This window comes from Symbiobacterium turbinis, from assembly GCF_055383075.1.
The window spans coordinates 956,982-978,690 of the sequence record NZ_AP042433.1; the positions used below are offsets into that span (position 1 = coordinate 956,982).

Annotated in this window: 20 protein-coding genes and 2 pseudogenes; 9 read left to right on the forward strand and 13 right to left on the reverse strand. The window is 69.5% G+C overall.

The features are described from left to right. Positions 1–16: 16 nt before the first annotated feature. The 4 genes and pseudogenes from ACZ45O_RS04535 to ACZ45O_RS04550 form a co-directional block, all read right to left on the reverse strand. Positions 17–1,366: a ribonuclease H-like domain-containing protein gene (locus ACZ45O_RS04535; RefSeq protein ID WP_464855986.1), complete on the reverse strand. Its 1,350-nt coding sequence runs from the start codon at positions 1,364–1,366 to the stop codon at positions 17–19. Positions 1,367–1,383: 17 nt separating this feature from the next. Continuing rightward, positions 1,384–1,563, reverse strand: a pseudogene (locus tag ACZ45O_RS04540) (SelT/SelW/SelH family protein); the annotation flags it as partial. Positions 1,564–1,649: 86 nt separating this feature from the next. Continuing rightward, positions 1,650–1,877, reverse strand: a pseudogene (locus tag ACZ45O_RS04545) (SelT/SelW/SelH family protein); the annotation flags it as partial. A gap of 124 nt (positions 1,878–2,001) precedes the next feature. Further along, on the reverse strand, positions 2,002–4,278 hold the full coding sequence (locus tag ACZ45O_RS04550) for a DEAD/DEAH box helicase (protein WP_464855988.1): 2,277 nt from the start codon (positions 4,276–4,278) through the stop codon (positions 2,002–2,004). A gap of 110 nt (positions 4,279–4,388) precedes the next feature. Between ACZ45O_RS04550 and bshA the strand changes: the two genes are divergently transcribed. After that, the gene (gene bshA, locus ACZ45O_RS04555; RefSeq protein ID WP_464855990.1) at positions 4,389–5,534 is read left to right on the forward strand and encodes an N-acetyl-alpha-D-glucosaminyl L-malate synthase BshA; all 1,146 of its coding nucleotides are present in this window, start codon (positions 4,389–4,391) and stop codon (positions 5,532–5,534) included. A gap of 58 nt (positions 5,535–5,592) precedes the next feature. Here the strand turns inward: bshA and ACZ45O_RS04560 are convergent, their stop codons facing one another. The 3 genes from ACZ45O_RS04560 to ACZ45O_RS04570 all read right to left on the reverse strand — a co-directional run bounded on the left by ACZ45O_RS04560 (position 5,593) and on the right by ACZ45O_RS04570 (position 8,858). Further along, the gene (locus ACZ45O_RS04560; protein ID WP_464855992.1) at positions 5,593–7,743 is read right to left on the reverse strand and encodes a heavy metal translocating P-type ATPase; all 2,151 of its coding nucleotides are present in this window, start codon (positions 7,741–7,743) and stop codon (positions 5,593–5,595) included. Positions 7,744–7,748: 5 nt separating this feature from the next. Continuing rightward, a complete protein-coding gene (locus ACZ45O_RS04565) occupies positions 7,749–8,114 on the reverse strand; it encodes an ArsR/SmtB family transcription factor (RefSeq protein WP_464855994.1) in 366 nt (121 codons plus the stop codon). A 183-nt stretch (positions 8,115–8,297) separates the two neighbouring features. Further along, complete coding sequence (locus ACZ45O_RS04570) at positions 8,298–8,858, reverse strand: UbiX family flavin prenyltransferase (RefSeq protein ID WP_464855996.1); 561 nt, start codon at positions 8,856–8,858, stop codon at positions 8,298–8,300. A 293-nt stretch (positions 8,859–9,151) separates the two neighbouring features. Between ACZ45O_RS04570 and ACZ45O_RS04575 the strand changes: the two genes are divergently transcribed. The 4 genes from ACZ45O_RS04575 to ACZ45O_RS04590 are packed head-to-tail and all read left to right on the forward strand — an operon-like array spanning position 9,152 to position 13,430. After that, positions 9,152–9,553 (forward strand): BlaI/MecI/CopY family transcriptional regulator, encoded by a 402-nt coding sequence (locus ACZ45O_RS04575; protein WP_464855998.1) that lies wholly within the window; start codon positions 9,152–9,154, stop codon positions 9,551–9,553. Then, complete coding sequence (locus ACZ45O_RS04580) at positions 9,553–10,452, forward strand: M56 family metallopeptidase (RefSeq protein WP_464856000.1); 900 nt, start codon at positions 9,553–9,555, stop codon at positions 10,450–10,452. Before ACZ45O_RS04575 ends, ACZ45O_RS04580 begins: the two co-directional genes overlap by 1 nt. A 54-nt stretch (positions 10,453–10,506) precedes the next feature. Continuing rightward, a complete protein-coding gene (locus ACZ45O_RS04585; RefSeq protein WP_464856002.1) occupies positions 10,507–11,871 on the forward strand; it encodes an ABC transporter ATP-binding protein in 1,365 nt (454 codons plus the stop codon). Beyond that, positions 11,868–13,430 (forward strand): hypothetical protein, encoded by a 1,563-nt coding sequence (locus ACZ45O_RS04590; RefSeq protein ID WP_464856004.1) that lies wholly within the window; start codon positions 11,868–11,870, stop codon positions 13,428–13,430. The genes ACZ45O_RS04585 and ACZ45O_RS04590 overlap by 4 nt, the downstream gene beginning before the upstream one ends. A gap of 265 nt (positions 13,431–13,695) precedes the next feature. Here the strand turns inward: ACZ45O_RS04590 and ACZ45O_RS04595 are convergent, their stop codons facing one another. Together ACZ45O_RS04595 and ACZ45O_RS04600 are read right to left on the reverse strand one after the other, a co-directional pair. Continuing rightward, positions 13,696–13,833, reverse strand: coding sequence for a hypothetical protein (locus ACZ45O_RS04595; protein WP_464856006.1), 138 nt, complete (start codon positions 13,831–13,833; stop codon positions 13,696–13,698). A 69-nt stretch (positions 13,834–13,902) separates the two neighbouring features. Further along, the gene (locus ACZ45O_RS04600; RefSeq protein WP_464856008.1) at positions 13,903–14,079 is read right to left on the reverse strand and encodes a hypothetical protein; all 177 of its coding nucleotides are present in this window, start codon (positions 14,077–14,079) and stop codon (positions 13,903–13,905) included. 257 nt (positions 14,080–14,336) lie between these two features. Here ACZ45O_RS04600 and ACZ45O_RS04605 point away from each other — a divergent pair, with 257 nt between their 5' ends. After that, on the forward strand, positions 14,337–15,173 hold the full coding sequence (locus ACZ45O_RS04605; protein ID WP_464856010.1) for an alpha/beta hydrolase family protein: 837 nt from the start codon (positions 14,337–14,339) through the stop codon (positions 15,171–15,173). A 91-nt stretch (positions 15,174–15,264) separates the two neighbouring features. Here ACZ45O_RS04605 and ACZ45O_RS04610 read toward each other — a convergent pair whose 3' ends face one another. Then, entirely contained in the window at positions 15,265–15,606 is a 342-nt protein-coding gene (locus tag ACZ45O_RS04610) for a hypothetical protein (protein WP_464856011.1), read from the reverse strand. A gap of 117 nt (positions 15,607–15,723) precedes the next feature. On the opposite strand from ACZ45O_RS04610, the gene ACZ45O_RS04615 reads away from it, so the two are divergent. Continuing rightward, entirely contained in the window at positions 15,724–16,728 is a 1,005-nt protein-coding gene (locus ACZ45O_RS04615) for an NUDIX domain-containing protein (protein WP_464856013.1), read from the forward strand. Between the two features lie 15 nt (positions 16,729–16,743). On the opposite strand, the gene ACZ45O_RS04620 is transcribed toward ACZ45O_RS04615, so the two are convergent. Continuing rightward, entirely contained in the window at positions 16,744–17,709 is a 966-nt protein-coding gene (locus ACZ45O_RS04620; RefSeq protein ID WP_464856015.1) for a threonine ammonia-lyase, read from the reverse strand. 304 nt (positions 17,710–18,013) lie between these two features. On the opposite strand from ACZ45O_RS04620, the gene rimO reads away from it, so the two are divergent. Both rimO and ybaK read left to right on the forward strand, forming a co-directional pair. Beyond that, entirely contained in the window at positions 18,014–19,471 is a 1,458-nt protein-coding gene (rimO, locus tag ACZ45O_RS04625; protein ID WP_464856017.1) for a 30S ribosomal protein S12 methylthiotransferase RimO, read from the forward strand. A 70-nt stretch (positions 19,472–19,541) separates the two neighbouring features. Then, the gene (ybaK, locus tag ACZ45O_RS04630; protein WP_464856019.1) at positions 19,542–20,009 is read left to right on the forward strand and encodes a Cys-tRNA(Pro) deacylase; all 468 of its coding nucleotides are present in this window, start codon (positions 19,542–19,544) and stop codon (positions 20,007–20,009) included. Between the two features lie 11 nt (positions 20,010–20,020). On the opposite strand, the gene ACZ45O_RS04635 is transcribed toward ybaK, so the two are convergent. Then, on the reverse strand, positions 20,021–20,764 hold the full coding sequence (locus ACZ45O_RS04635) for an ABC transporter permease (RefSeq protein ID WP_464856021.1): 744 nt from the start codon (positions 20,762–20,764) through the stop codon (positions 20,021–20,023). Beyond that, positions 20,764–21,702, reverse strand: coding sequence for an ABC transporter ATP-binding protein (locus ACZ45O_RS04640; protein WP_464856023.1), 939 nt, complete (start codon positions 21,700–21,702; stop codon positions 20,764–20,766). Before ACZ45O_RS04640 ends, ACZ45O_RS04635 begins: the two co-directional genes overlap by 1 nt. Positions 21,703–21,709 lie beyond the last annotated feature (7 nt).

The window sequence follows — 21,709 nt, forward strand, 5'->3', positions numbered from 1 at the left end:
TCCGGGGGGTTCTGCCTTATGAGGACTGGCTGCCCCGCTTCCGGCGAAGCCGCTGCAGCCGGTGCTGCACTTCCTGGTACTCCCGCACCGCGCGGGCGCCGCCGAGCGAGCGCCGCCGCTCGACCACCGCCAGCGCCCTGACGGTGAGGCTCTCCGCCAGGTCGTACCGGCGGGTGACGTGCTCGTGATACTTCGCCAGTTCGATGTAGGGGAAGAGCGACAGGCCGCCCTCCGCGACCATCTGCTCCCAGATGGCGATGGCCTGCGGGTGCGCCCGGGCCCGCTTGTAGGCAAACGAGAGGCGGCGGAGCAGCGCCGTCTCGGTGACCGTGCTGATGCCCCGCTCGTGGGCGCCCTCGTAGCAGGTGAGCGCCTCGGCCAGCCGCCCGCGCGCCTCGAAGAGCCGGCCGAGATGGTAGAGATCGTCGCCGCAGAGCAGCTCGCCGTCGGGCGTGGGCCCCAGCGGGTCGGCCACCATCTGGCCCATCCAGCCGGCCAGGGCTGCCAGCGACAAAATGTCGAGTCGGTTGTGCTCCACCACCGCGACCAGGGGCGAGGCGTCGCCCGAGTGCAGGTAGTCGAAGTAGAGGGCCGGAATGCGGTAGCCGGGCACGTCGCCCTCCCGCACGACGCCGAGGATGGCCCGCTCCAGCTCCTGCAGGCTGCACCCCTCCAGACGGGCGCTCCACAGGCGCCGGGCTGGATGGAGCAGGTCCAGGTGCGGGGCGCCGCTCAGCGGCGGCCGGCGGCGGGCCAGCCGGAACCGGGTCTCCAGCAGCGGCAGGTCGAAGGACTTGCCGTTGAAGGAGACGAGGCACGTGTGGGGGGCGAGGTCGGCCGCGATGGCGCTCAGCATGGCGTCCTCCTCGGGGAAGTCCCTGAGGAAGTACTGCCGCACCACGAACTCGTCGCCCTGGTAGAAGCCCAGACCCACCAGGAAGGCGTAGGTGCCGGTGCCGCCGGCCAGGCCGGTGGTCTCGGTGTCGATGAAGACCGCACGGCGCGGAGCGAAAGCCGGCGAGACGCGCCCCACCAGGGGCCAGACCCCGGCGGGGAGTCCGAGCGGCCACCCCAGCGGCAGCGGCCCCCGGAGGAAATCGAGGGAGTACCGGCGCTCCAGGCGGAAGGTGAACCCGGCCTCCGTGGCCACCAGGTGGCCCTCCAGCCCCTCGCAGAGCGACGCCGGCCGCGCGTCTGACGGCGGCGGCTGCAGCCCTGAAGTCGGTGGCAGCGGCCACGCAGCGGGTCGCAGCGGCCCGGAAGGCTGCGGCTGCACCGCGGGCGCGGGCCGTGAAGCCGCCCGTTCCTCTCCGGCCCGGGCGGCCCCGGCCGCCTTCAACAGCCGCAGCCGCTCGCGCAGGTTCACTCCGCATTCCCCCTGTGTTATTGCGACCGGATCAACTGCTGCACCTCACCCTTTTCGGGGAACCGGCCCAAGTTCTTCTTCGAGAACACCAGCCTGCCGTCGGCCACCACCTCGAACACCCCGCCCGAAGAGGGGATGAGCTCGACGGTGGCGTCCGCAAACTCTGCCCGAAGCTCCTCCGCCAGACCGGCGGCCCGCTTGTCATAGCCTCACGACGTGCAGTACTCGATGGTCACCCTTTCGATCCTCATGATGGACCCTCCCTAAATGAATCATCCTCAGGTTATTGTCCGTCCGGAGACGGAACAGTGAGCTCTACTGCACTCCCGAGTTTCCGTGACCGGATGAGCCGTGCCACCTCACCCTCTTCGGGGAACCGGCGCAGGGCCTTCTTGGAGAACACCAGCCTGCCGTCCGCTACCACCTCGAACACGCCCCCCGATGAGGGGATGAGTTCGACGGCGGCATTCGGAAACGCATCCCGGAGCTGCGCCGCCAGACCGGCGGCCCGCTGTTCAAAGCGTCAGACCACGCAGTACTCGATGGTAATCCGTTCAACCGTCATGTGCATTCGCCTCCTGCGTCCCATGCTGCGGTCCTGCCATGAATGTTGTGCCGTCCATACACGGCGAAGCCTACTGGAGATCCCGGTGCGCCAGAGCCCGCTCCAGGATGCGGACGACCCCCGGCTTGGCGCCGGTCAGGTTGCCGGTTTCCGCCGCCGGGCCGACGCAGGCGGGGCAGCCCGCCTCGCAGCCGCAGGCGCGCACCCGCTCGTAGGCGGTGGCCAGCAGGTCGCTGTGCAGGTCGTAGCACTTCTCCCCCAGGCCGATTCCCGCCGGGTAGGCATCGTAGAGGTAGATGGTCGGCGCCTCCTCGAAGGGCGAGCGCACCTGCACGACCGACCGCAGGTCGGCCGGATCGCACATCAGGAAGAGCGGCGCCAGCCCCCGCAGCAGGTGGCCCAGGCCGGCCAGGGCAGACTGCAGCTCGTCCTGGGAGAAGCCCTCGCACATCGCATCCGGCAGCGAGAGCCAGTAGGCCGCGGTGTGCATCTGGTACTCGGGCAGGTGGATGGGGCCCCAGCCCAGGTTCTCGTGGGTGTGGAGCCTGATCTTCTTGAAGATCGTCGCCTTGGCGGTGGTCATCACCTCGCCGAAGCGGACGCGCAGCCCCAGCTCTTCCTTTTCCTTCAGCACGTCCAGCGGCTTGATGGTCACCGCCAGGTTGGCGTCGGTGTAGTACTCCACGTCCACCCGGTGCACGTAGGCCTTCTTCTCATCCCAGTCCAGCCTGTCCACGTGGTACTGTTCCGCCTGGTGCAGGTAGATCGCGTTGGTGTGGACCATCGTCATCGCGCCGAGCTGGTCGATCTCCCCCAGCACCCGGGTCCTGCCCGGCTCCGACTGGTCGATGATGACCACGTTCTCCGCATCCACGCTGCGCAGGCTGATGCTCTCGGCCGGGAAGTTCTCCGCCGACCAGTGGTACTTGCCGCCGACCTTGCGGAGGATGCGCTCCTCCTCCAGGTAGTCCAGGATCTCGGCGGTGGTCTCCACGCCGAACCGCTCGCCCTCCACGAAGGGCAGCTCGAAGGCGGCGCACTTCAGGTGGCTGACCAGGATCAGCAGGTTGTCGGGGTTGATCAGCGCCTGTTCTGGGGCACGCTCGAAGAAGTACTCCGGGTGCTCCAGAATGTACTGGTCCAGGGGCGAGGACGAGCCCACCAGCACCGTGAGGGAGGTGGAGGAGCGCCGTCCGGCCCGCCCGGCCTGCTGCCAGGCCGACGCGATGGAGCCGGGGTAGCCGGTCATCACGCAGGCCTCCAGCTGGCCGATGTCGATGCCCAGTTCCAGGGCATTCGTGGAGACGACGCCGAGGATCTTCCCCTCCCGCAGGCCGGCCTCGATCTGCCGCCGCTCCAGCGGCCGGTAGCCGCCCCGGTAACCCATCACCCGGCCGGACCGTCCCGGGCCCACCCGCTCCTTCAGGTAGGTGGTGAGCACCTCCACGTTGTTGCGGCTCCGGGCGAAGACGATGGTCTGGATATCGTTCTTCAGGAGTTCGCCCGCCACCCGGGCCGAGGTCTTCACCACCGGCTCACGGAGCCCGTCGCGGGTGACCACCGGCGGGTTGACGAAGACGAAGTGCTTCTCGCCCCGCGGCGCGCCGTTCCGGTCGATCAGCCGGACCGGCTGTTCGATGAGCCGCTCGGCCAGCTCCTGCGGGTTGGCGATGGTGGCGGAGGAGCAGAGGAACACCGGACGGCTGCCGTAGAAGTCACAGATGCGGCGCAGCCGGCGCAGCACGTTGGCCAGGTGGGAGCCGAAGACCCCGCGGTACTGGTGCAGCTCGTCGATGACGACGTACCGCAGGTTCTCGAAGAGCTTCACCCATTTGGTGTGGTGGGGCAGCACGCCCGTGTGCAGCATGTCGGGGTTGGTGATGACGATGTGGCCCGCCTGCCGGCACACCTGCCGCACCTGCGGCGGTGTGTCGCCGTCGTAAACGTAGGACTTGATCTCCGCCCCGAGCCGCCCTGCCAGCGACTTCACCTCGGCCACCTGGTCCTGGGCCAGGGCCTTGGTGGGGAAGAGGTAGAGCGCCCTGGCCGCCGGCTCCCGCAGGATGGTGTGCAGGACGGGCAGGTTGTAGCACATGGACTTGCCGGAGGCGGTGGGGGTGACCACCACCGTGTTCTGGCCGGTCAGCGCGGCGTCGATGGCCTCGGCCTGGTGGGTGTAGAGCTGGTGGATCCCGCGCTCCTTCAGGACCGCAGCCAGGCGCGCGTCCAGGGCCGCCGGCCAGTCCGCGTAGCGGGCAGGGGCAGGCGGCACCGTCTGCCAGTGCACGATGTTCGGCCCGATGGCAGGATTGCTCCGGAGTTGATCGAGAAGTTGTTCAAGATTCATGCGCATGACCTCCCGGACGAAATCCGCGGAGACGGACGTCTACATAATTCAGCGGTTCGGGTGTCAAACCCTGCAGCCCCTCACTCCAGTACCGATCGGAGGCTTGTGGCATGCGTATCGGCATCGTCTGCTACCCCAGCGTCGGCGGCAGCGGCATCGTGGGCACGGAGCTGGCCGTGCAGCTGGCCCGGCGCGGGCACGAGGTCCACCTGATCTCCTCCGCCGTGCCCTTCCGGCTGAGCCAGTTTGAGGAGCGCATCTGGTTCCATCAGGTGGAGACGCCGACATACCCGCTGTTCCGCGAGCCCCCCTACGTGCTGGCCCTGGCGAACAAGCTGGTGGCGGTGCACCGTATGGCGGGCCTCGACGTCATCCACGCCCACTACGCCGTGCCCCACGCGACGGCCGCTTACCTGGCGCGGGAGATCATCGGCCCCGGGGCGCCCCGGGTGGTGACGACGCTGCACGGCACGGATATCACCCTGATGGGAACCGACCCGTCGTTCACCGAAATCATCGCCTTCTCCATCAACCGGTCGGACGCGGTGACCGCCGTCTCGGAGTCGCTGCGGACCGACACGGTGAGCCTGCTCTCCATCGACAGGGCCGTGCGGGTGATCCCCAACTTCCTGGACTGCAGCCGCTGGCGGCGGCAGGAGCCGGCCGGGCTCTGCCGGCGGCTGGCCCCGGAGGGGGAGCGGGTGCTGATGCACATGTCGAACTTCCGGCGGGTGAAGCGGCCGTGGGATGTGGTGGAGGTCTTCGCCCGGGTGGCACGCGAGATTCCCAGCCGGCTGATCCTGGTGGGCGACGGCCCCGAGATGGCGCCCACGCTGAGCCTCGCGGAGCGGCTGGGGGTGCGGGACCGCATCGCCGTCCTGGGCAACCAGGAGCAGGTGGTGCCGCTGCTTTCGGGGGCCGACCTGTTCCTTCTGCCCAGCGAGCAGGAGTCGTTCGGCCTGGCGGCGCTGGAAGCGATGGCCTGCGGCGTGCCCGTGGTGGTCAGCCGCACCGGCGGCCTGCCCGAAGTGGTGGTGGACGGGGAGACGGGCTTCCTCTGCCAGGTGGGCGACGTCGAGTGCATGGCCCGGCGGGCTCTGCAGGTCCTGCAGGATGAGGAGCTGCACCGGCGGCTCAGCAAGTCCGCGGTGGAGCGGGTCAGGGCGCACTTCTGCGCGGAACGGATCGTACCGCAGTACGAGGCGCTCTACCGCGAAGTGGTCGAACGGCCGGCTGCGACGGTCGGCCTGACGTGAGAAGGCGCCTGCGTCCCCGCACAGGGGGACGCAGGCGCCGTCGGCATGACCGGGTCGTTTACGCTGCGCCGCGCGGCGTCGGGCGGGCTCTCAGCACCCGGGTGGCGTTAAGGATCGCCAGCAGCGCCACGCCGACGTCCGCGAAGACGGCGGCCCACATGTTGGCCATGCCCAGCGTGCCCAGGAGCATCACCAGCACCTTCACGCCCAGCGCAAAGGCGATATTCTGGCTCACGATCTGCCGGGTGCGCCGCCCCAGGGCGACGCCCACGGCCAGCTTGGCGGGGTCGTCGTCCATGATGACCACGTCCGCGGCCTCGATGGCCGCATCCGCGCCCAGGCCGCCCATGGCCACGCCCACATCGGCCCGGGAGAGCACCGGCGCGTCGTTGATGCCGTCGCCGACGAAGGCGAGGGCGCCGCGCCGGGGGCCACTCCGGCGGTCGCCAGCCTGGTGGGCTCCGCCGATCTCCTCGACCGCGGCCACCTTGTCCTCGGGCAGCAGGTTGGCCCGCACCTCGTCCAGGCCCAGGCTCCGGCCCACGGCCTCCGCAACGCGGCGGTCGTCGCCGGACAGCATGACCTGCCGCCTCACCCCCAGGCCGCGGAGCAGCGCCACAGCCTCGGCCGCCGTGGCCTTCGCCCGGTCGGCGACGGCGATGCGGCCGGCCCACATCCCGTCCACCGCGACGTGGACCACGGTGGCGGCGGCCTCATCCCCCGCCGGCGCCGCGATGCCCTCCTGCGCCAGCAGCCGCTCGCTGCCGGCCAGGACCCGCCGGCCGTCGATCCGGGCGCGCACGCCGTGGCCGGCGATTTCCGCGTACTCGGTGAGGATGCCTTGGTCCACCGGGTGGCCGTACGCCTCCAGGATCGCGGCGGCGATGGGGTGGGAGGAGTGCAGCTCGGCGTGGGCGGCCAGCTGCAGCACGTCGGTGGCCTCGAGCCCCTCCGCGGCGGTCACGGAGACCACCCTGAACTGCCCTTCCGTGAGGGTGCCGGTCTTGTCCCACACCACCGTGTCCACCTTCGCCAGGGCATCCAGATAGTTGCCGCCCTTCACCAGCACGCCGGCCCGGGAGGCCGCCCCGATCCCGCCGAAGTAGCTGAGCGGAACCGACACGACCAGTGCGCACGGGCAGGAGATCACCAGCAGCACCAGGGCGCGGTGCAGCCAGTCGGCGAAGGCGGCTCCGGGCAGGAGCAGGGGCGGGGCCAGAGCGACGAGCGCCGCGAGCCCGACCACCGCCGGGGTATACCAGCGGGCGAACGCGGTGATGGCCCGCTCTGTCGGCGCCTTGCGCGCAGCCGCCTCCTCGACGAGCTGCAGCACCCGGGCGATGGAGGAATCGCCGAAGGGCCGGGTCACCCGGACGGTGATCAGGCCGCGGGTGTTCACCGTGCCGGCCAGCACGGTGTCGCCCACACCGGCGGCCCGCGGCGCCGACTCGCCCGTCAGCGCAGAGGTGTCTACGTAGGTGAAGCCCTCGATGACCTCGCCGTCCAGCGGAATGCGCTCGCCGGGGCGCACGACGATCTCCTCCCCGACGCCGACGCTCTCGGGGGCCACCCGGACCAGCTCACCGCCCCGCCGCACGTTCGCGTGGTCAGGGCGCACGGCTAGCAGGGCCCGGATGGAACGGCGGGAGCCGGCGACGGCCCTGTCCTGAAAGTACTCGCCCACCGCGTAGAAGAGCATGACCGCCACGGCCTCGGGCAGCTCATGGATGGCGAACGCACCCAGCGTGGCGACGGTCATGAGGAAGTTTTCGTCGAACAGCTGGCCGCGGCCCAGGTTGCGCAGGGCGGCGAGCAGCACCCCCCGCCCGACCAGAAGATAGGCCGACACGAATACCGCGTACTCGGCCCAGGGCCGGTCGTGGAGCGCGTCGTGGTACACGGCCCCGGCGACCAGCAGCGCCGCCGCCACGGCCATCTCGGCGACGCGGCGCCAGCTGGGGGCGCCGTCATCCTCGGCGGCCTCTTCCCGGGGGGCGGGCGCGGCCGGCGGCAGCACGGTGACATTGGGATCCACCTGCCGGATCACATCCCTGGCCCGGTCGAGCTGGTCGGCCGGCACGACGAGCTGCCCCGTGGCGAAACTCACCACGGCATCGGGCATCCCCTGCCGGCGGAGCGCATCCTCGATCTTCGCGGCGCAGTTCGCGCAGTCCAGCCCCTGCAGGCTGCAGCTGATCTTGTCGGCCATGGCGATTACTCCTCCTGGTAGTGTTCCTGCGCGGTCTGGATCAACTGCAGCACGTGGTCGTCGGAGAGGGAGTAGTAAACGTGCTTGCCCTCCCGCCGGCTCTTCACGAGCCGCATCAGCCGCATGAGACGCAGATGGTGGGAGATGGTGGGAAGCGTGAGGTCGAGAATCTGCGCCAGGTCGTGAACGCAGAGCTCCTCCGCGGCGAGCAGGTAGAGGATCTTCGTGCGGGTTTCGTCGGCGAGCACGCGGAACAGCTCCGACAGGCCGGCCACCTCCAGCACGCGTTCCCGCAGCGCCTCGAGCCGGGCCTCGTCGGAATCGGAAGAGAGGCAGGGGTTACGCACCTGATCGTCTGTGCGACGTTCCATGCGGCGCCCTCCCTTGCAAAGACGATTAGATAGCTGTCTAAATGTATGATACGTCTCCCAGGTCCTGGTGTCAAGAGCACACCTATGGGGTGGCCCGGCAGACCCAAGAAGGAGGGAAGACCCGCATCGTGAAAAAGGGGCTGACCGCAGCAGGCGGTCAGCCCTCCGCGCCCGTGTCCCGGGTCATCCCCCGTGCCACGGCCGGTAGTTGTTGTAGGGAAGCCCGAACATGCCGAGAATGCGGCCGGTCAGGTGGTCCAGCACGTCCTCGATGGTCTGCGGGCGGTTGTAGAACGCCGGGACGGGCGGCAGGATCGTACACCCGTTGGCGTGCGCCTTCAGCATGTTCTCCAGGTGGATGCCGCTGAGGGGCGTCTCGCGCGTCACCAGGATGAGCGGCCGCCGCTCCTTCAGCATCACGTCGGCGGCCCGCAGCAGCAGGTTGTCCGAGTAGCCGCTGGTGATGCCCGCCAGCGTCTTCATGCTGCACGGCGCCACCACCATGCCCGCGGTCCTGAAGCTGCCGCTCGCGATGCTCGCGCCGATGTCCTGGATGTCGTGCACAACCTTGGCCAGGCTGGTCACCTGATCGACGCTGTAGTCGGTCTCATCGAGGATGGTGCGCTCTGCACCCTTGGTGAGCACCAGGTGGGTCTCACAGTCCGGATGCTCCGCCAGCGCCTCCAGGAGCCTGATCCCGATCAGCGCGCCGCTGGCTCCGGACATACCGATTACAATTCGCACGTGTGCAACACTCCTATCTATTACAGCCCAACGGGAAGGGCGAAGTTTCACACTCGCACACCCGAAGTAGGGCAATTCATAGCGGTTGAGATTCGTGCTGATGTCGCTTTCTCCTGTCAAGATGTTCAAGAGCATATTATTTACGCAAGTAGACTACCCGCGTTCGACGGGTCGCGACGCTTGCCGCGCCGGGTGAGGCCTGAAGTATGGAATGGTGACCATGCCAACCCGGAATACCGCGCCACGTTGAAATACGACCGCTGTCGTATATACTGAGGATAGAGGTGACGGAAGTGTCTGACACCACAGGGTTCGATCTGGGCCCCCTGGAAGCCGAGGTGATGCGCCTTGTCTGGGAGAAGGGCGAGGTGCAGGTGGAGGACGTCCACCAGGCCCTGCTGCAGGACCGGGAGATCGCCTACACCACCGTGATGACGGTGATGAGCCGGCTGGCCGCCAAGGGATGGCTGAGCCGCCGGAAGCAGGGCCGGGCCTACCTGTACCGGGCGGCCCGCCGGCGGGAAGAGACGGCGGCGTCGACCCTGCAGGAGTGGTCCAGGCGCTTCTTCGGAGGGCGGGTCATGCCGGCGATCAGCTTCCTGCTGGGCAGCGAGCAGCTGAGCCCCGATGAGGTAGCCGAGCTGCGGCGGCTGGTGGAGCGGCTTGAGGAAGTGGAGGAAGGGGGAGACGGCTGATGGGGGCACTGGTCACGCTGGGGATCTGGCTGTTCGTCGTGACGCTGTTCCTCGCGGACACCGAGATCACGCTCCGGTTCGTGGGCCGCTACGCCGACCCCGCCGTGCGGCTGCGGTGGGAGGCGGTTCTCCTGGTGGTGCCCGTCGCCACCCTCCTGGTCTCGCCGCTGTGGCTGTGGGCCGCGGCGGCCCTGACGCTGACCACCCTTGTGGCGCTGGCGCTTCATGGGGTGGCGTACCGGAGCCTGCGCCGGCGGCTCACCACCGCCCCGGCCGATGCGGCTGAGCGGATCCGGAGCCTGGCTGAGTCCTTTGGGTTGAGGCGGCCCTTTGCGATCCTCTACGACCCCGTCGACCAGCTGGAACCGGCAACGGTGGGGCTCATCCGGCCTGCGCTGGTCATCACGCCGTCGGCGCTGGCGCTGCCCGAGCCCGACTTCCGGGCGGTCATGGCCCACGAACTGGCCCACATTGCCCGGCGCGATCCCCTGCGGCTCTGGGCGTGCGGCATCTCCCGCGCGCTCCTGGGCTGGCACCCGCTGGCCCGCCGCGCGGCCCGTCTGTTCGCCCTGGAGGTGGAGATGGCCGCCGACAGGCAGGCCGCGGCGTGGACAGGCGACCGGCGCGCGTACGCCCTGGCCCTGGGGCGCTGGGGCCTCAGGCGGCACGGCGGCGCGGGGGCGATGCGGGGCGTTGCTTTCGCCGGCGTCTCGGCGCACATCGTGCAGCGGCTGACGTACCTGGTGGATGTGCATGGCCCGGCGCCGCATCTGGAGCCGCCTCTGGGACTGGCCGGCGCCGGCCCCCGCAGCCGGTGGACTGGTTCCCTGCGCTGGGCTCACCTGGCGATGGGCCTGGCGTACACGCTGCTGTTTGCGGTGATGGCCCGCCTGCCCTGAAGCGGGCACATCGTTGGGCGAAATACTACAACCGTAGTAGAGGTGGTGTCCCAAATGGAACGCTTCACGTATACGCGCACCGGTCAGGCCCTGAAGAACAAGTTCCACTCCCTGATGCTCCTCGGACTCGTGGACCTGGCCTCCTGGATCATCCTTCCGTTTCTGCTCCGGCCGTGGGGCCTCTGGATCGCCCTGGGCGGCCTGGTGATCAGCGCCGCGGTCTACTGGTGGCTCACCGCCAGCCTGCGGACGTTCCACACGCTCGATGGCGGGCGCCTCTTGCTGCGGATGGGGCGCCATTCCCTGGCTGTCGACCTGGCTGACGTGGCCTCTGCCCAGATGGCCGGCCACCTGTTGCGGGGCGCGGGCCACGCAGGCGTGATGTACGGGAGCCGCACCGACACGGTCTACATGGTGGCTGACCACAGGCAGCTGGTCGCCCTGAAGCTCTCCCGGCCTTATGAGATGAATGTGCCGAGGCAGGGGCTCTGCCAGTTCACCCGCATCGTGCTGAGCCTGGATGAGCCCGAGCGGTTCCTTGCTGCGCTGGGGCGGGAGGAGGATGGGCTGCGGCCGCAGCGCGCGGCGGCCGCAGCATCCCCCACGCCGGCCGTGCCCGCAGCCGGGGCGCACTGCGTGTCCTCACCCCGGGCGGACCGGGCATCCTGCCCGGCGGCTCTCCAGTTGCAGGGGCTGGTGAAGCGATTCGGCGGCTTCACCGCGGTGCGGGGCGTCGACCTGGCGGTGGACCACGGCGAGATCCTGGCGTTCCTGGGCTCCAACGGCGCCGGCAAGTCGACCACGATCCGCATGGCCACGGGCCTCGTGCGGCCCACCGCCGGCCGCGTGCTGGTGGAGGGGCGCGATCTCTGGGGCGAAGGGGCCCCTGTGCGCCGCCTGCTGGGCTACGTGCCCGATGTGCCGCTGCTGCACGAATCCCTCACCGCCCGGGAGTTCCTCTGGCTGATGGCGGGCCTCTACAGCCTGCCGGAAGGCGAGGGCAGGCAGCGGGCGGAGGAGCTGCTCAGGCAGATGGGGCTCACGCAGTGGGGCGACCACCCGATCCGCTCCTTCTCGCTGGGCATGAAGCGGAGGATGGCCATCGCCGCCGCGCTGGTGCACCGGCCTCGCGTGCTCCTGCTGGACGAGGTGACCAACGGCCTGGATCCCCGGGCGGGCCGGGAGGTGAAGGACTTCATCGTGCAGGCCGCACGGGAGGGCGCAGCAGTGCTGCTGACGACACACGTCCTCGAGGTGGCGGAGGAGCTGGCCCACCGCATCGCCATCATCCACGAGGGCGAGCTGCGGGCGGTGGGCGACCTGGCCGCGCTGCGGGCAGCGGCGGGGCTGCCGCAGGCGGGGCTGGAGGAGCTTTTCCTGGCCCTCACCGCCGAACCGGTGCAGGAGGTGACGGCATGAAGGAACTCCGTTCGGCTGTGAAGGCGCTGCTGGGCGCAGAGTGGCGGGCTGCGTACAACGACGGCTGGCGCTTCAGCCGGGGAAAGGTGGGCCTGTTGCGCCTGCTCCTACAGATCGCGCTGGCGGGCCTGGGAATGTGGCGAGTGCTCAGCCGCCCGCCGGCGCTGCCCCCGGGGAACGTGCTGCTCCTGGGGTTTGTGGAGGGCTGGTTCGTGGCGCTCCTCATGGCGCTGTGGCGCGGGCGTGAGCGGCTCTTCACCGGGCCGCTGGTGAGCCTGGTTCACCTCTCGCCGGCGCCCGCCCAGGCGGTGGTGCTGCTGCACCTGGCCAGGGGCCTGCCCGGCCGGGCCTGGTTCGCGCTGCTCCTGGGCTGTGCCCTCTTCCCCGCGCTGGACCCATGGGGGACGTCAGCCGGCGGGTTTGCGCTCCGGGCGGCAGGGCTGCTGTTGGCGATCTGGATGGGCGGGGTGCTGGGCCAACTGGCGGGGATCGGCGCGCTGCTTGGCATGGTGCGGCGGTGGCCCTCCGCCCTGGTGGTCCTGCCGGCCATCGCGATGCTGCTCCTCCTCGGGCTGATCGGCTTCGCCTTCTTCCTCTTCACGGCGGGGCTGTGGCAGATGGGCGCGACGGCAGAGGTGGAAACGCCCCCCGGCTCAGGCGCCCTCGGGACGGGGGAGGCGGTGCTGGCCGCGCTGCTCGCACTCATGGGGCTCCTGGCGCTGGTCGCGGTTCTGTCGCCGGGGGGTCAGCGGCACCGGCGGGGCGAACGGCATGCGTACCGCGAGTCGTGGCTCGCCGTGCGGGAGGCCCTGTTCAGGCGGAGCCGATCGCTGCGGTCCCGCTGGCCGGCGCTGGTGGGCGGGCCGTCCGGCGCTGTACAGTCCCTGGCCTGGCTGAACGCCTCGCGCAACTGGTTCAGCCTGTTCCGGCTGGGGTTCCTGGCCGCTGGGCTGGCGATGCCCTTCCTGATGCCGCTCAATAGCGCCAGGATGGACCCTGCGAGGGCGGACGCATTCTATATCGGCATGGGCCTCGCGTTTACCGTCTTCAACTACGGCGAACAGGCGGCTGCCCTCTTCTCAGCGGAGGGGGAGCGCGCGGTGCTCCCGCTGCTGGCGGGGATCTCGCCGGGTCACCTGCTCGCGGGCAAGTGGCTGGCTGCCCTTCCCCTGCTGCTGGCAGCCCCGCTGACGACCTTTGCCTGGGCGGCGGCGGGCGGGCGCGGCGTCAGTGAAGCCGCTGCCCTGGCCGGGTTCAGCGGGGCGATCGTCCTGGCTGCGGTCACCTGGCTGGTGGGCGCGGCCGCCTTCGACGCGGCGCCCCGTACGGGCGGGCTGTTTGCGCCGGGGGAGACGATGGCCGCCGCGTTCGAGCAGGTCCCGACCCGGCTCGGCGGCATCGTGGGTCTCGCCGGCGGGGCTCTGATCGCCGGCGCAGGCACCTGGCTCTACCTGACGGATCCGCGGTGGATCGCCGCCCTGGCGCTGCCGGCCGGTGCGGCGGCCGTGGCCGGCTGGCGCTGGGTGGACAGGCTGTGGCGGCGGGGCGCCATGGGGTAAGTGGCCGCCGGGGCTGACCGGCGCTTCATATGCAGGGAGGAGCCGCGGCGGCGCCGAAAGGGGAGGTGCAGCGAGGGAAGGAGGCCTGCACAGTGAAAGGACTGGTGCGCATCGGGGCGGTGATCGCGGCGCTGCTGGCGCTCGGCGGAACCGCCGGGGCCGCCTTTGGCCACTGGGAAACCATCCGGGTGCTCCGCAACGGTTTCACCTTCACCGTGAACGGCCGGGAGGTGGCGGCGGACGGCTTCCTGCTTGATGACCGGGCCTACGTGCGCCTGACGGACGCCGCCGCGGCGATGGGGATGACGGTCACCTGGGACCCCGCCACCCGCACGGCCGCCGCCCGGCCCCGCTCTGCCTCCATCCGGCTCACGGCGCCGGTGGATCCTTTCCGCCCCGTCATCGACCTGACGAGCCTGGGCGTACAGGCGGACGACGTGGAGGCGGTGGGCCTCGAAACGGCCGGCGCGCCTTACGTCTCGCGGCGCTTCACCCTGGCCTGGGATGAGCTCGTCATCGCCGACGACCAGGCGGCGGCGGAGGGCCGGCCGGTGCTCGCGCTGAACACGGAGTACGTGCTGAAGCTCTTCACCCGGAGCGGCGGGATGCTCCGGGCCAGCTTCACCACCGCGGGTCTGCCGGAACTCACCCATGCGGGCGAGCGGCAGATCGTCCTGGTGCCGGCCATGCCGGAGCGGGGCTTCCACTGGCCCTACTTCCTGGTGCTGCCCAGCGAACGGCACCGCGCGGCCAACGAGGGGCACAGGCGGTATCTCGTGGTGGACATCAACAATACCGGCCCGAGCAACAGCGCGGCCGAGACCCTCGCGCGCGCCCGCGCCGAGGTGGAGCGGGGGCAGCAGGTCTCCATGCGGCTGGCGGAGGAGCTGCTGGGCGCCGCTCATCATGCCGGCGATCCCCCGGCCGGTGATCACCTACCGTCTCGGCGGCGAGGAGAACACCCTCTTCACCCACGCCCTGGACCGGGACGCGGCGACCCTGCACCTGAAGATGCAGGACCCGGCGGCGGCCGCCGTGCTGGAGCGGCAGTTCCGGCAAGCCGGATTCACCGTCGAGAGCCTCATGCACCTGGACGGGCAGGTGGTGGCGATGATCGAGCACGCCGTCGCCTACCTCAACCAGTACGGCCACGGGGTGGAGGAGCAGGTCTTCCTGGTGGGCTTCTCGGCCTCGGGCACCTTCACCGACCGGCTGGCGGCGCTGCACCCGCACAAGGTGAAGGCCCTGGTCTCCGGGGCGACCCTGGACAACATGCTGCTGCCCCTGGCCGAGCACGGCGGCGAGCGGTTGATCTTCCCCATCGGCACCGCCGACTACGAGGCCATCACCGGCCGGCCCTTCGACCTGGAAGCGCACAACCGGGTAGCGCGGCTGATCTACATGGGGGAGGAGGACCCCAACAACACCCTGCCCTTCCGCGACTCGTACGGCGACGAGGAGCGGCGGATCATCACGAAGCTCTGGGGGGAGGAGATCCTGCCCCGCGCGGAGGCCCTGACCGCCCTCTACGGCGAGGCCGGCGGCCAGGGGATCTTCATCCTGGACCGGGGCATCGGGCACGACTACTCCGATGCGATGTACCAGTACCTGAAGGTGTTCCTGCAGGCGAACCGCGACGCCGATGCGCCCGTCTATCCTGTACCCGGGGATGCGGAACAGCTTCGGTTCACCATCTTCCCGGCGGACCGCGACGGTGCCGCCGGGGCCGTGACGGAGGAGTGACGGGGATATCAGCGCGGCTGGTGCTGAGAAGCGGAGCCTGGCGCCCCCACTTGCGCGGGGCGTCAGGCTCCTGGTGCATGGGCCGGGCCAGTCACTGCTGCGGCGGCAGGGTGTGGCGGCCGTTGATGTCGGTGTAGTCGATGCTGACGATGTCCTGCTGGTTGTACCTGTCGAACACCAGGCCACTGCTCGCCGCATGCTTGCCGTCCTCCCACTTGCCGCCAAAGACCAGGCCGCCGCATTCGAACCCCTCGTTGTTGAAGAAGATGAGGCCGGCCTGGGGGACGATCAGGGACCGCGGGTAGATCTTGCCGTTGATCTCGGCATCGGGCACCTGATGGGAGATCACTAGCCGCACCGTGCCGTCCGGATTCCGCACGTTGATCCGCTCGACACTGATCTCGGTGAACCTGGCTTTCGCCTGATCCGCCACTGCTCACACCCCTTGACAGAGACTCATTCAATATACAATACTGCAAAGGTTGATACAGCTTTCCGGGCGGTACCCGGGGGATCATTTGGGCGGCTGTAGGCAAGGAGGTCTGTGTGCATGTCCAGAGCGCAGGCGATCGTGGTTCGCGGCCGGGAGATCCTCATGGTCAGGCACCGGCAGGGGAGCAAGGAGTGGTGGTGTCTCCCCGGCGGGGCGATTCTGGAGGGGGAGTCGCCTGCGGATGCTGCGGTCAGGGAGTTGGAAGACGAGTGCCGTGTGCGAGGCCAGGTGATTCGTGAAACCAGCGTGGTCACCTACGGCCCAAATGACGGGCATTACACGTATCTGGTCGATATCGGCGACCAGGAGCCGGCGCTGGGGCACGACCCGGAGTACGACAGCGACGGGCAGATCCTCGTGGACGTGCGGTGGATGCGGCTGGACCAGCTTTCCGAGCGGGACCGCGCCTTCCTGTGGGCGGCGGGGCTGCTCAGCGTCCCGCCCTTCGGGGAAATGGTCCTGGGCTGGGGCGACGCTGTGAGCTATCCGGCCCGCTCGCCTAACGGCGGTGCTGAAGGGGCGAACTTGCGCATCATCGAGCACCGCCGCCACACCAGGCGGGTCAAGCCGGGTCAGCACCTTTCGCAGCAGGGGGTTGATCTGGCGCGCAAGGCGGGGAAAGGGCTGGCGCCCTTCCACCTGGTGGTGACGAGTAATCTGCCGCGCGCCTACGAGACCGCGATCGCGATGGGCTTCGCAGTGGACGAGCAGGTCGCCTGGCTTGCGAGCCTGCCTGAAGGCTTTGAGGATGAGGTACCGTGGAATGCCGGGATCGGCCGCATCGCGGCGGCCGCAAGGAGCAATCCCGAAGGGGCCGTGGCGCAGTTTGCGCGGAGGCTGGGCGAGTTCCACCGCGAACTGGCCGCCCGGCTGCCGCCGAACGGCCGGGCCCTTGTGATCTCCCACGGCGGCATCGTGGAGGCGAGCGCAGTTGGCTGCAGGCCCGATGAGGACTACGCCGCGTGGGGACCGGCGTTCAGCTACTGCGAAGGTGTGCGCATGTACTTCCGGGGAACCGTGTGCGTGCGGATCGAGCCAATCAGGGTCAAGGTTGAAGGTTAGCGCGCAGGGGCGAGCCTACCGGTCCCGCTCGCCGGCCAGCACCCGTGCCAGCACCTCCGGCGCGATGTTGCCGCCGGTGAGGACCAGGGCCACGCGCTTGCCCTCACATTCGTGCCGGAGCGACAGGAGGGCCGCAAGGGCGGCTGCAGCTGCCCCTTCGGCCAGAAGGCTGGCCTTATCCACCAGCGTGATGATGGAACGCGCGATCTCATCTTCCGAGACGGTGACCATCTGATCCGTGTAGCGCTGCGCCATGGCCAGGTTCAACTTGCCGACCGCCTTGACGACCAGCTTGTCCGCCAGGCTGTGGGGGTCGGTCAGCTCCACGATCGTTCCGGCCTGCAGCGAGGCAGTCATCGCTGCCGCACGCTCCGGCTCCACGCCGATGACCCGGGTCTGCGGGCGGAGGGACTTCAGCGCGCTCCCCGCCCCGGCCAGCAGGCCGCCCCCGCCGACGGGGAGGATCACGACATCCACGTCAGGAAGGTCCTCCATGATCTCGAGGCCGATGGTGCCCTGCCCGGCGATGATCAGGGGATCGTCGTAGGAGTGAATCAGCGGTCTGCCGGTCTCTTCGCTGATCTGCTCCGCCAGCCGGGATGCGTCGTCGTACACCCGGCCCTGCACGATCACCTCTGCGCCGTAGCCGCGACAGATATCTTGAAGGTTCCGGGGGCTGCGTTCGGTCATGACGATGGTCGCCGGGACGCCCAGGCGGCGGCCTGCTGCAGCCACACCGGCCGCGTGGCTGCCGCCAGACGCCGCGACCACGCCACGGGAGCGATCGGCCTGGGGAAGGGCCATCAGGAAGTTGGTCGCGCCCCGAACCTTGAAGGCCCGTGTTTCCCGCATCATCTCGAGCTTCAGGTAGACTTCCGCCCCCGTCAGATCGCTCAGCGCAGGGCTGTGCTCCAGGGGCGTACGCTGCACCAGGCCGGCCATGCGGCGGCGCGCCTTGTAGATGTCGGCAATCGTGACCATGGTCAACTCTCCTCCCGTCGGCAAGTAACACGGATAGACGGTAGATTCGCACTATCTACGACGGCTTCCTGTGGGGATTCGAGCCGTCCGCCGCACTTCGGGGCCCGGTTGCCCTTCCTCCCATGGTCTCGCCGCCCACAGCCCACAGCCCACTGCTCACGGCTCACGGCTCACGGCTCACCGCCCACCCCTCATGCGGTAGACAACGCCTGCCCGTCTCTGTAAAATAGGAGAGTCAGATCTACCCATTCCAGAGGCCACCGCATCCCACCGGCGGCCTCTTTCGCATAGGAGGCGACACGATTTGACCGACCGCCCGACGACCGCCCTGCCCGGCGCCCAGGTCGCCGGCCGCCCGGTGAAAGTCGGCTTCATCTCCCTCGGCTGCGCCAAGAACCTGGTGGACACCGAGTCGATGATCGGCCTGCTCCAGAACACGGGCTACCAGATCACCAACCGCGCGGAGGAGGCTGACGTCCTCGTCGTCAACACCTGCGGGTTCATCGAGGAGGCGAAGCAGGAGAGCATCGACGCGATCCTGGAGGCCGGGCAGCACAAGACCGCTGGCAAGTGCCAGGCCCTGGTGGTGGCAGGCTGTATGGTTCCCCGCTATGGGGAGGAGCTGGCCCGGGAGATCCCCGAGATCGACGCGCTGGTGGGCACCGCTGACTACCCCCGCATCGGCGAGGTGGTGGCCGGCATCCTGGCCGGGCAGCGGGTGCAGCAGATCTCTGATCCTGACGCCATCACCGACTGGAACTTCGAGCGGGTGCTGGCGACCCCGGGCTATACTGCCTACATCAAGATCGCCGAGGGCTGCGACTGCGCCTGCGCCTTCTGCTCCATTCCGCTGATGCGGGGGCGCCACCGTTCCCGGCCCGTGGAGTCCATCGTCGACGAGGCCCGCCGCCTCGCCCAGATGGGCGTGCGGGAGCTGGTGGTCATCTCGCAGGACACCACCTACTACGGCATGGATCTGTACAAGAAGCCCATGCTGGCCAGCCTGCTCCGGGAACTGGCGAAGGTGAACGGCATCCGCTGGATCCGCGTCCACTACTCCTACCCGACCCGCATCACCGACGAGCTCATCGAGGTCATCGCCACCGAGCCCAAGGTGCTGAAGTACCTCGACCTGCCGCTGCAGCACGGCTCGAACCGGGTTCTGCGGCTGATGAACCGGCCCGCCAACGCCGAGGGCTACCTCCGGCTGGTGCAGAAGCTGCGGGAGCGGGTGCCCGACATCTGCCTGCGCTCCACGTTCATCGCCGGACACCCCGGCGAGACCGAGGAGGACTTCCAGATGCTGCTGGACTTCCTGCGGGCCTGCGAGTTCGACCACGTGGGCGTGTTTGCCTACTCCCAGGAGGAGGACACCAAGTCGGGGCAGATGGAGCAGATCCCCGAGGAGGTCCGCCTGGCCCGGCGCGACCGGGCCATGGAGGTGCAGCACGAGATCGCCCGCAAGCGGAACCAGGCCCAGGTGGGGCGGAAGCTGGAGGTGCTGGTGGAGGGCCGCTCGCCGCGGGGCCGGGGCTGGTTCGTGGGCCGCTGCTACCGGCAGTCCCCGGGTATCGACGGGGTCATCCTCTTCCGGGCGCCGGCCGGGGCGCAGCTCAGGCCGGGCGACATGGTGCAGGTGGCCATCACCGGCGTGCAGGACTACGATCTGCTGGGGGAGACCACGGAGCCGCTGACGGTGGACGGGGTCGCCCTGGATGAGGACCTCTCCCTGCCCGTCTTCACGCCCTCGCGCCACCAGTAGGACCATACACAGCAGCCCGGCGCGCCTTGCGTGCCGGGCTTCCTACATACTGCGAAAGGAGTCGACCTTCATGAAGACCATCGCCGCCCGCATCCTCGATCAGAAGAAGATCCCCTACGAGCTGGTTTCGTTTCCGTGGAGCGAGGAGGAGATGGATGCCGTCAGCGTGGCCCGGCGGATCGGCCTGCCCCCTGAGCAGGTCTTCAAGACCCTGGTGGTGCGGGGCGACCGGACCGGCGTGCTGGTCGCATCCATCCCCGGCAACGGCGAGCTGGACCTGAAGCGGCTGGCGGCCGTCAGCGGCAACAAGAAGGTGGAGATGGTCCACGTGAAGGAGATCCATGGTCTCACCGGCTATATCCGGGGCGGCGTCTCGCCCCTGGGGATGAAGAAGCAATACCCGTACTACCTGGACGAGACGGCGGAGATCATCGACCGGCTGGCCGTCAGCGCCGGGCAGCGGGGGCTCCAGCTGGTGCTGACCGGGCCTGACCTGATCCGGGCGACGGGGGCCACACTTGCCCCGCTGACGAGGTGAAGTGGTACCGATCACTCCCACCGGAACAGCCGGGCGGCCAGCAGGGCAAACACCGCCAGGCAGCCGGCGAGCACGGCGCAATCCAGCCAGAGGGGGTGGAGGCCGGGGGCGCCCAGCATCGCCTGCTTCAGGGCGTCGTTCAGGTAGGTCAGCGGCATCGCCGCTGCGACCGGCCGCAGGAAGTCAGGCAGCATCTCCAGCGGGAAGAGCGTGCCGGAGAGGAACATCATCGGAAACTGCACCACCTGACCCAGCGCGATGACCGCCTCGTTGGTGCGGGCCAGGGCGGCCAGCAGGCAGCCCAGCGCGACGAAGAGCAGCGAGCCCAGCAGCACGACCAGGATGAGCGCCGCCCAGCTTCCCTGCACCCGCATGCCCTGGGCGAGCATGCCGTAGGCCAGCAGGAGGGCCGCCTGCAGGGCGCCGGTGATCACCCGGAAGGCCAGCTGGCCCGCCAGCAGCACCGCCGGCCTGAGCGGCGTCGCGCCGACCCGGCGAAATACCTTCTGCACCCTGAGCTGCACCAGCGGCGGGGCGGTGCCGAAGACCCCCAGCCAGAGGATGCCGAGCGACAGCATCCCGGGCACGTAGAGCTGGGCAGGGGGCACGCCGCCCGCGCCGGCGGGGTCCCCGGCGAAGAGCATGGTGAAGAAGGCGGCCATCACCACGGGCAGCAGCAGCGTAAAGAGGAGAGCCATCCAGTCACGGCGAAACTGTCGGGCAGTGGCAGTGTAAATCGCTCCCAGCGCGTGCATCACGCGGCACCTCCTGTCTCAGCCTGGAGCCGGCGGCCGGTCAGCCGCAGGAAGAGGTCTTCCAGGGTGGCCTGCCGCACCGTGAAGCGCTCCAGCGGGAAGTTCTGCTTGCGGCTCAGCTCCAGCAGGCCGGCCACCATGTCGGGGATCTGGGTGGAGTAGAGGGTGCAGGTGCCGTTCTCTGCCACCAGCCGGGTGACCCCCGGCAGGGCCTGCAGGCGGGAGGGCTCGAGACCCGGGTGCGCCGCGAACTCCACGGCAGCCTCCGCGAAGGCCTCCCGCACCAGGTCGTCGGGGCGGCCCTCGGCGAGCATCCGCCCGCGGTCGATGACCGCCACCCGGTCGCAGAGCCGCGCCGCCTCCTCCATGTAGTGCGTGGTGAGCACCACCGTCTTGCCCCGGCCCTGCAGCGTGCGGACCAGATCCCACACGTCCCGGCGGGCGGCAGGGTCGAGGCCCGTGGTCGGCTCGTCCAGGAAGATCACGTCGGGGTCGTTGACCAGGGCCAGGGCCAGCGTGAGCCGCTGCCGCCAGCCGCCCGACAATCGGGCCGGATCTGTCTTCTGGAACTCGTTGAGGCCCAGCAGCTGCAGCACCTCCGCGGTGGGCAGGGCGCGGGGGAAGAACGAGCGGTAGAGGTCGATGGTCTCCCGCACCGTCAGCCCCGGGAAGAGGCCGGTGGACTGCAGTTGCACGCCCAGCCGGGCCTTGATGGCGCTGCTCTGCGTCGCGTGCGACATCCCCAGCACCTCGACGACGCCCGCGTCGGGCTGCTGGATGCCCTCGATGCACTCCACCGTGGTGGTCTTTCCGGCCCCGTTGGGGCCCAGGAGGCCGTAGACTTCGCCCCGCGCGACTGCGAACGAGAGGCCGTCCACGGCCCGCCTGTCGCCGAAACTCTTGGTCAGCTGGTGGCAGCGGATGACGGGCTGATTCACGTCGGGC

Excerpts from the sequence above, each read along its gene's own strand:
- ACZ45O_RS04560 (WP_464855992.1), bottom strand. The coding sequence starts at position 7,743 with ATGGCCGACAAGATCAGCTGCAGCCTGCAGGGGCTGGACTGCGCGAAC.
- ACZ45O_RS04635 (WP_464856021.1), bottom strand. The coding sequence starts at position 20,764 with ATGCACGCGCTGGGAGCGATTTACACTGCCACTGCCCGACAGTTTCGC.
- ACZ45O_RS04580 (WP_464856000.1), top strand. The coding sequence starts at position 9,553 with ATGGGGGCACTGGTCACGCTGGGGATCTGGCTGTTCGTCGTGACGCTG.
- ACZ45O_RS04620 (WP_464856015.1), bottom strand. The coding sequence starts at position 17,709 with ATGGTCACGATTGCCGACATCTACAAGGCGCGCCGCCGCATGGCCGGC.
- ACZ45O_RS04590 (WP_464856004.1), top strand. The coding sequence starts at position 11,868 with ATGAAGGAACTCCGTTCGGCTGTGAAGGCGCTGCTGGGCGCAGAGTGG.
- ACZ45O_RS04565 (WP_464855994.1), bottom strand. The coding sequence starts at position 8,114 with ATGGAACGTCGCACAGACGATCAGGTGCGTAACCCCTGCCTCTCTTCC.
- ACZ45O_RS04585 (WP_464856002.1), top strand. The coding sequence starts at position 10,507 with ATGGAACGCTTCACGTATACGCGCACCGGTCAGGCCCTGAAGAACAAG.
- bshA (WP_464855990.1), top strand. The coding sequence starts at position 4,389 with ATGCGTATCGGCATCGTCTGCTACCCCAGCGTCGGCGGCAGCGGCATC.
- ybaK (WP_464856019.1), top strand. The coding sequence starts at position 19,542 with ATGAAGACCATCGCCGCCCGCATCCTCGATCAGAAGAAGATCCCCTAC.
- ACZ45O_RS04615 (WP_464856013.1), top strand. The coding sequence starts at position 15,724 with ATGTCCAGAGCGCAGGCGATCGTGGTTCGCGGCCGGGAGATCCTCATG.
- ACZ45O_RS04550 (WP_464855988.1), bottom strand. The coding sequence starts at position 4,278 with ATGAATCTTGAACAACTTCTCGATCAACTCCGGAGCAATCCTGCCATC.
- ACZ45O_RS04595 (WP_464856006.1), bottom strand. The coding sequence starts at position 13,833 with ATGACGGGGCGGAAAGGATCCACCGGCGCCGTGAGCCGGATGGAGGCA.
- ACZ45O_RS04605 (WP_464856010.1), top strand. The coding sequence starts at position 14,337 with ATGCCGGCGATCCCCCGGCCGGTGATCACCTACCGTCTCGGCGGCGAG.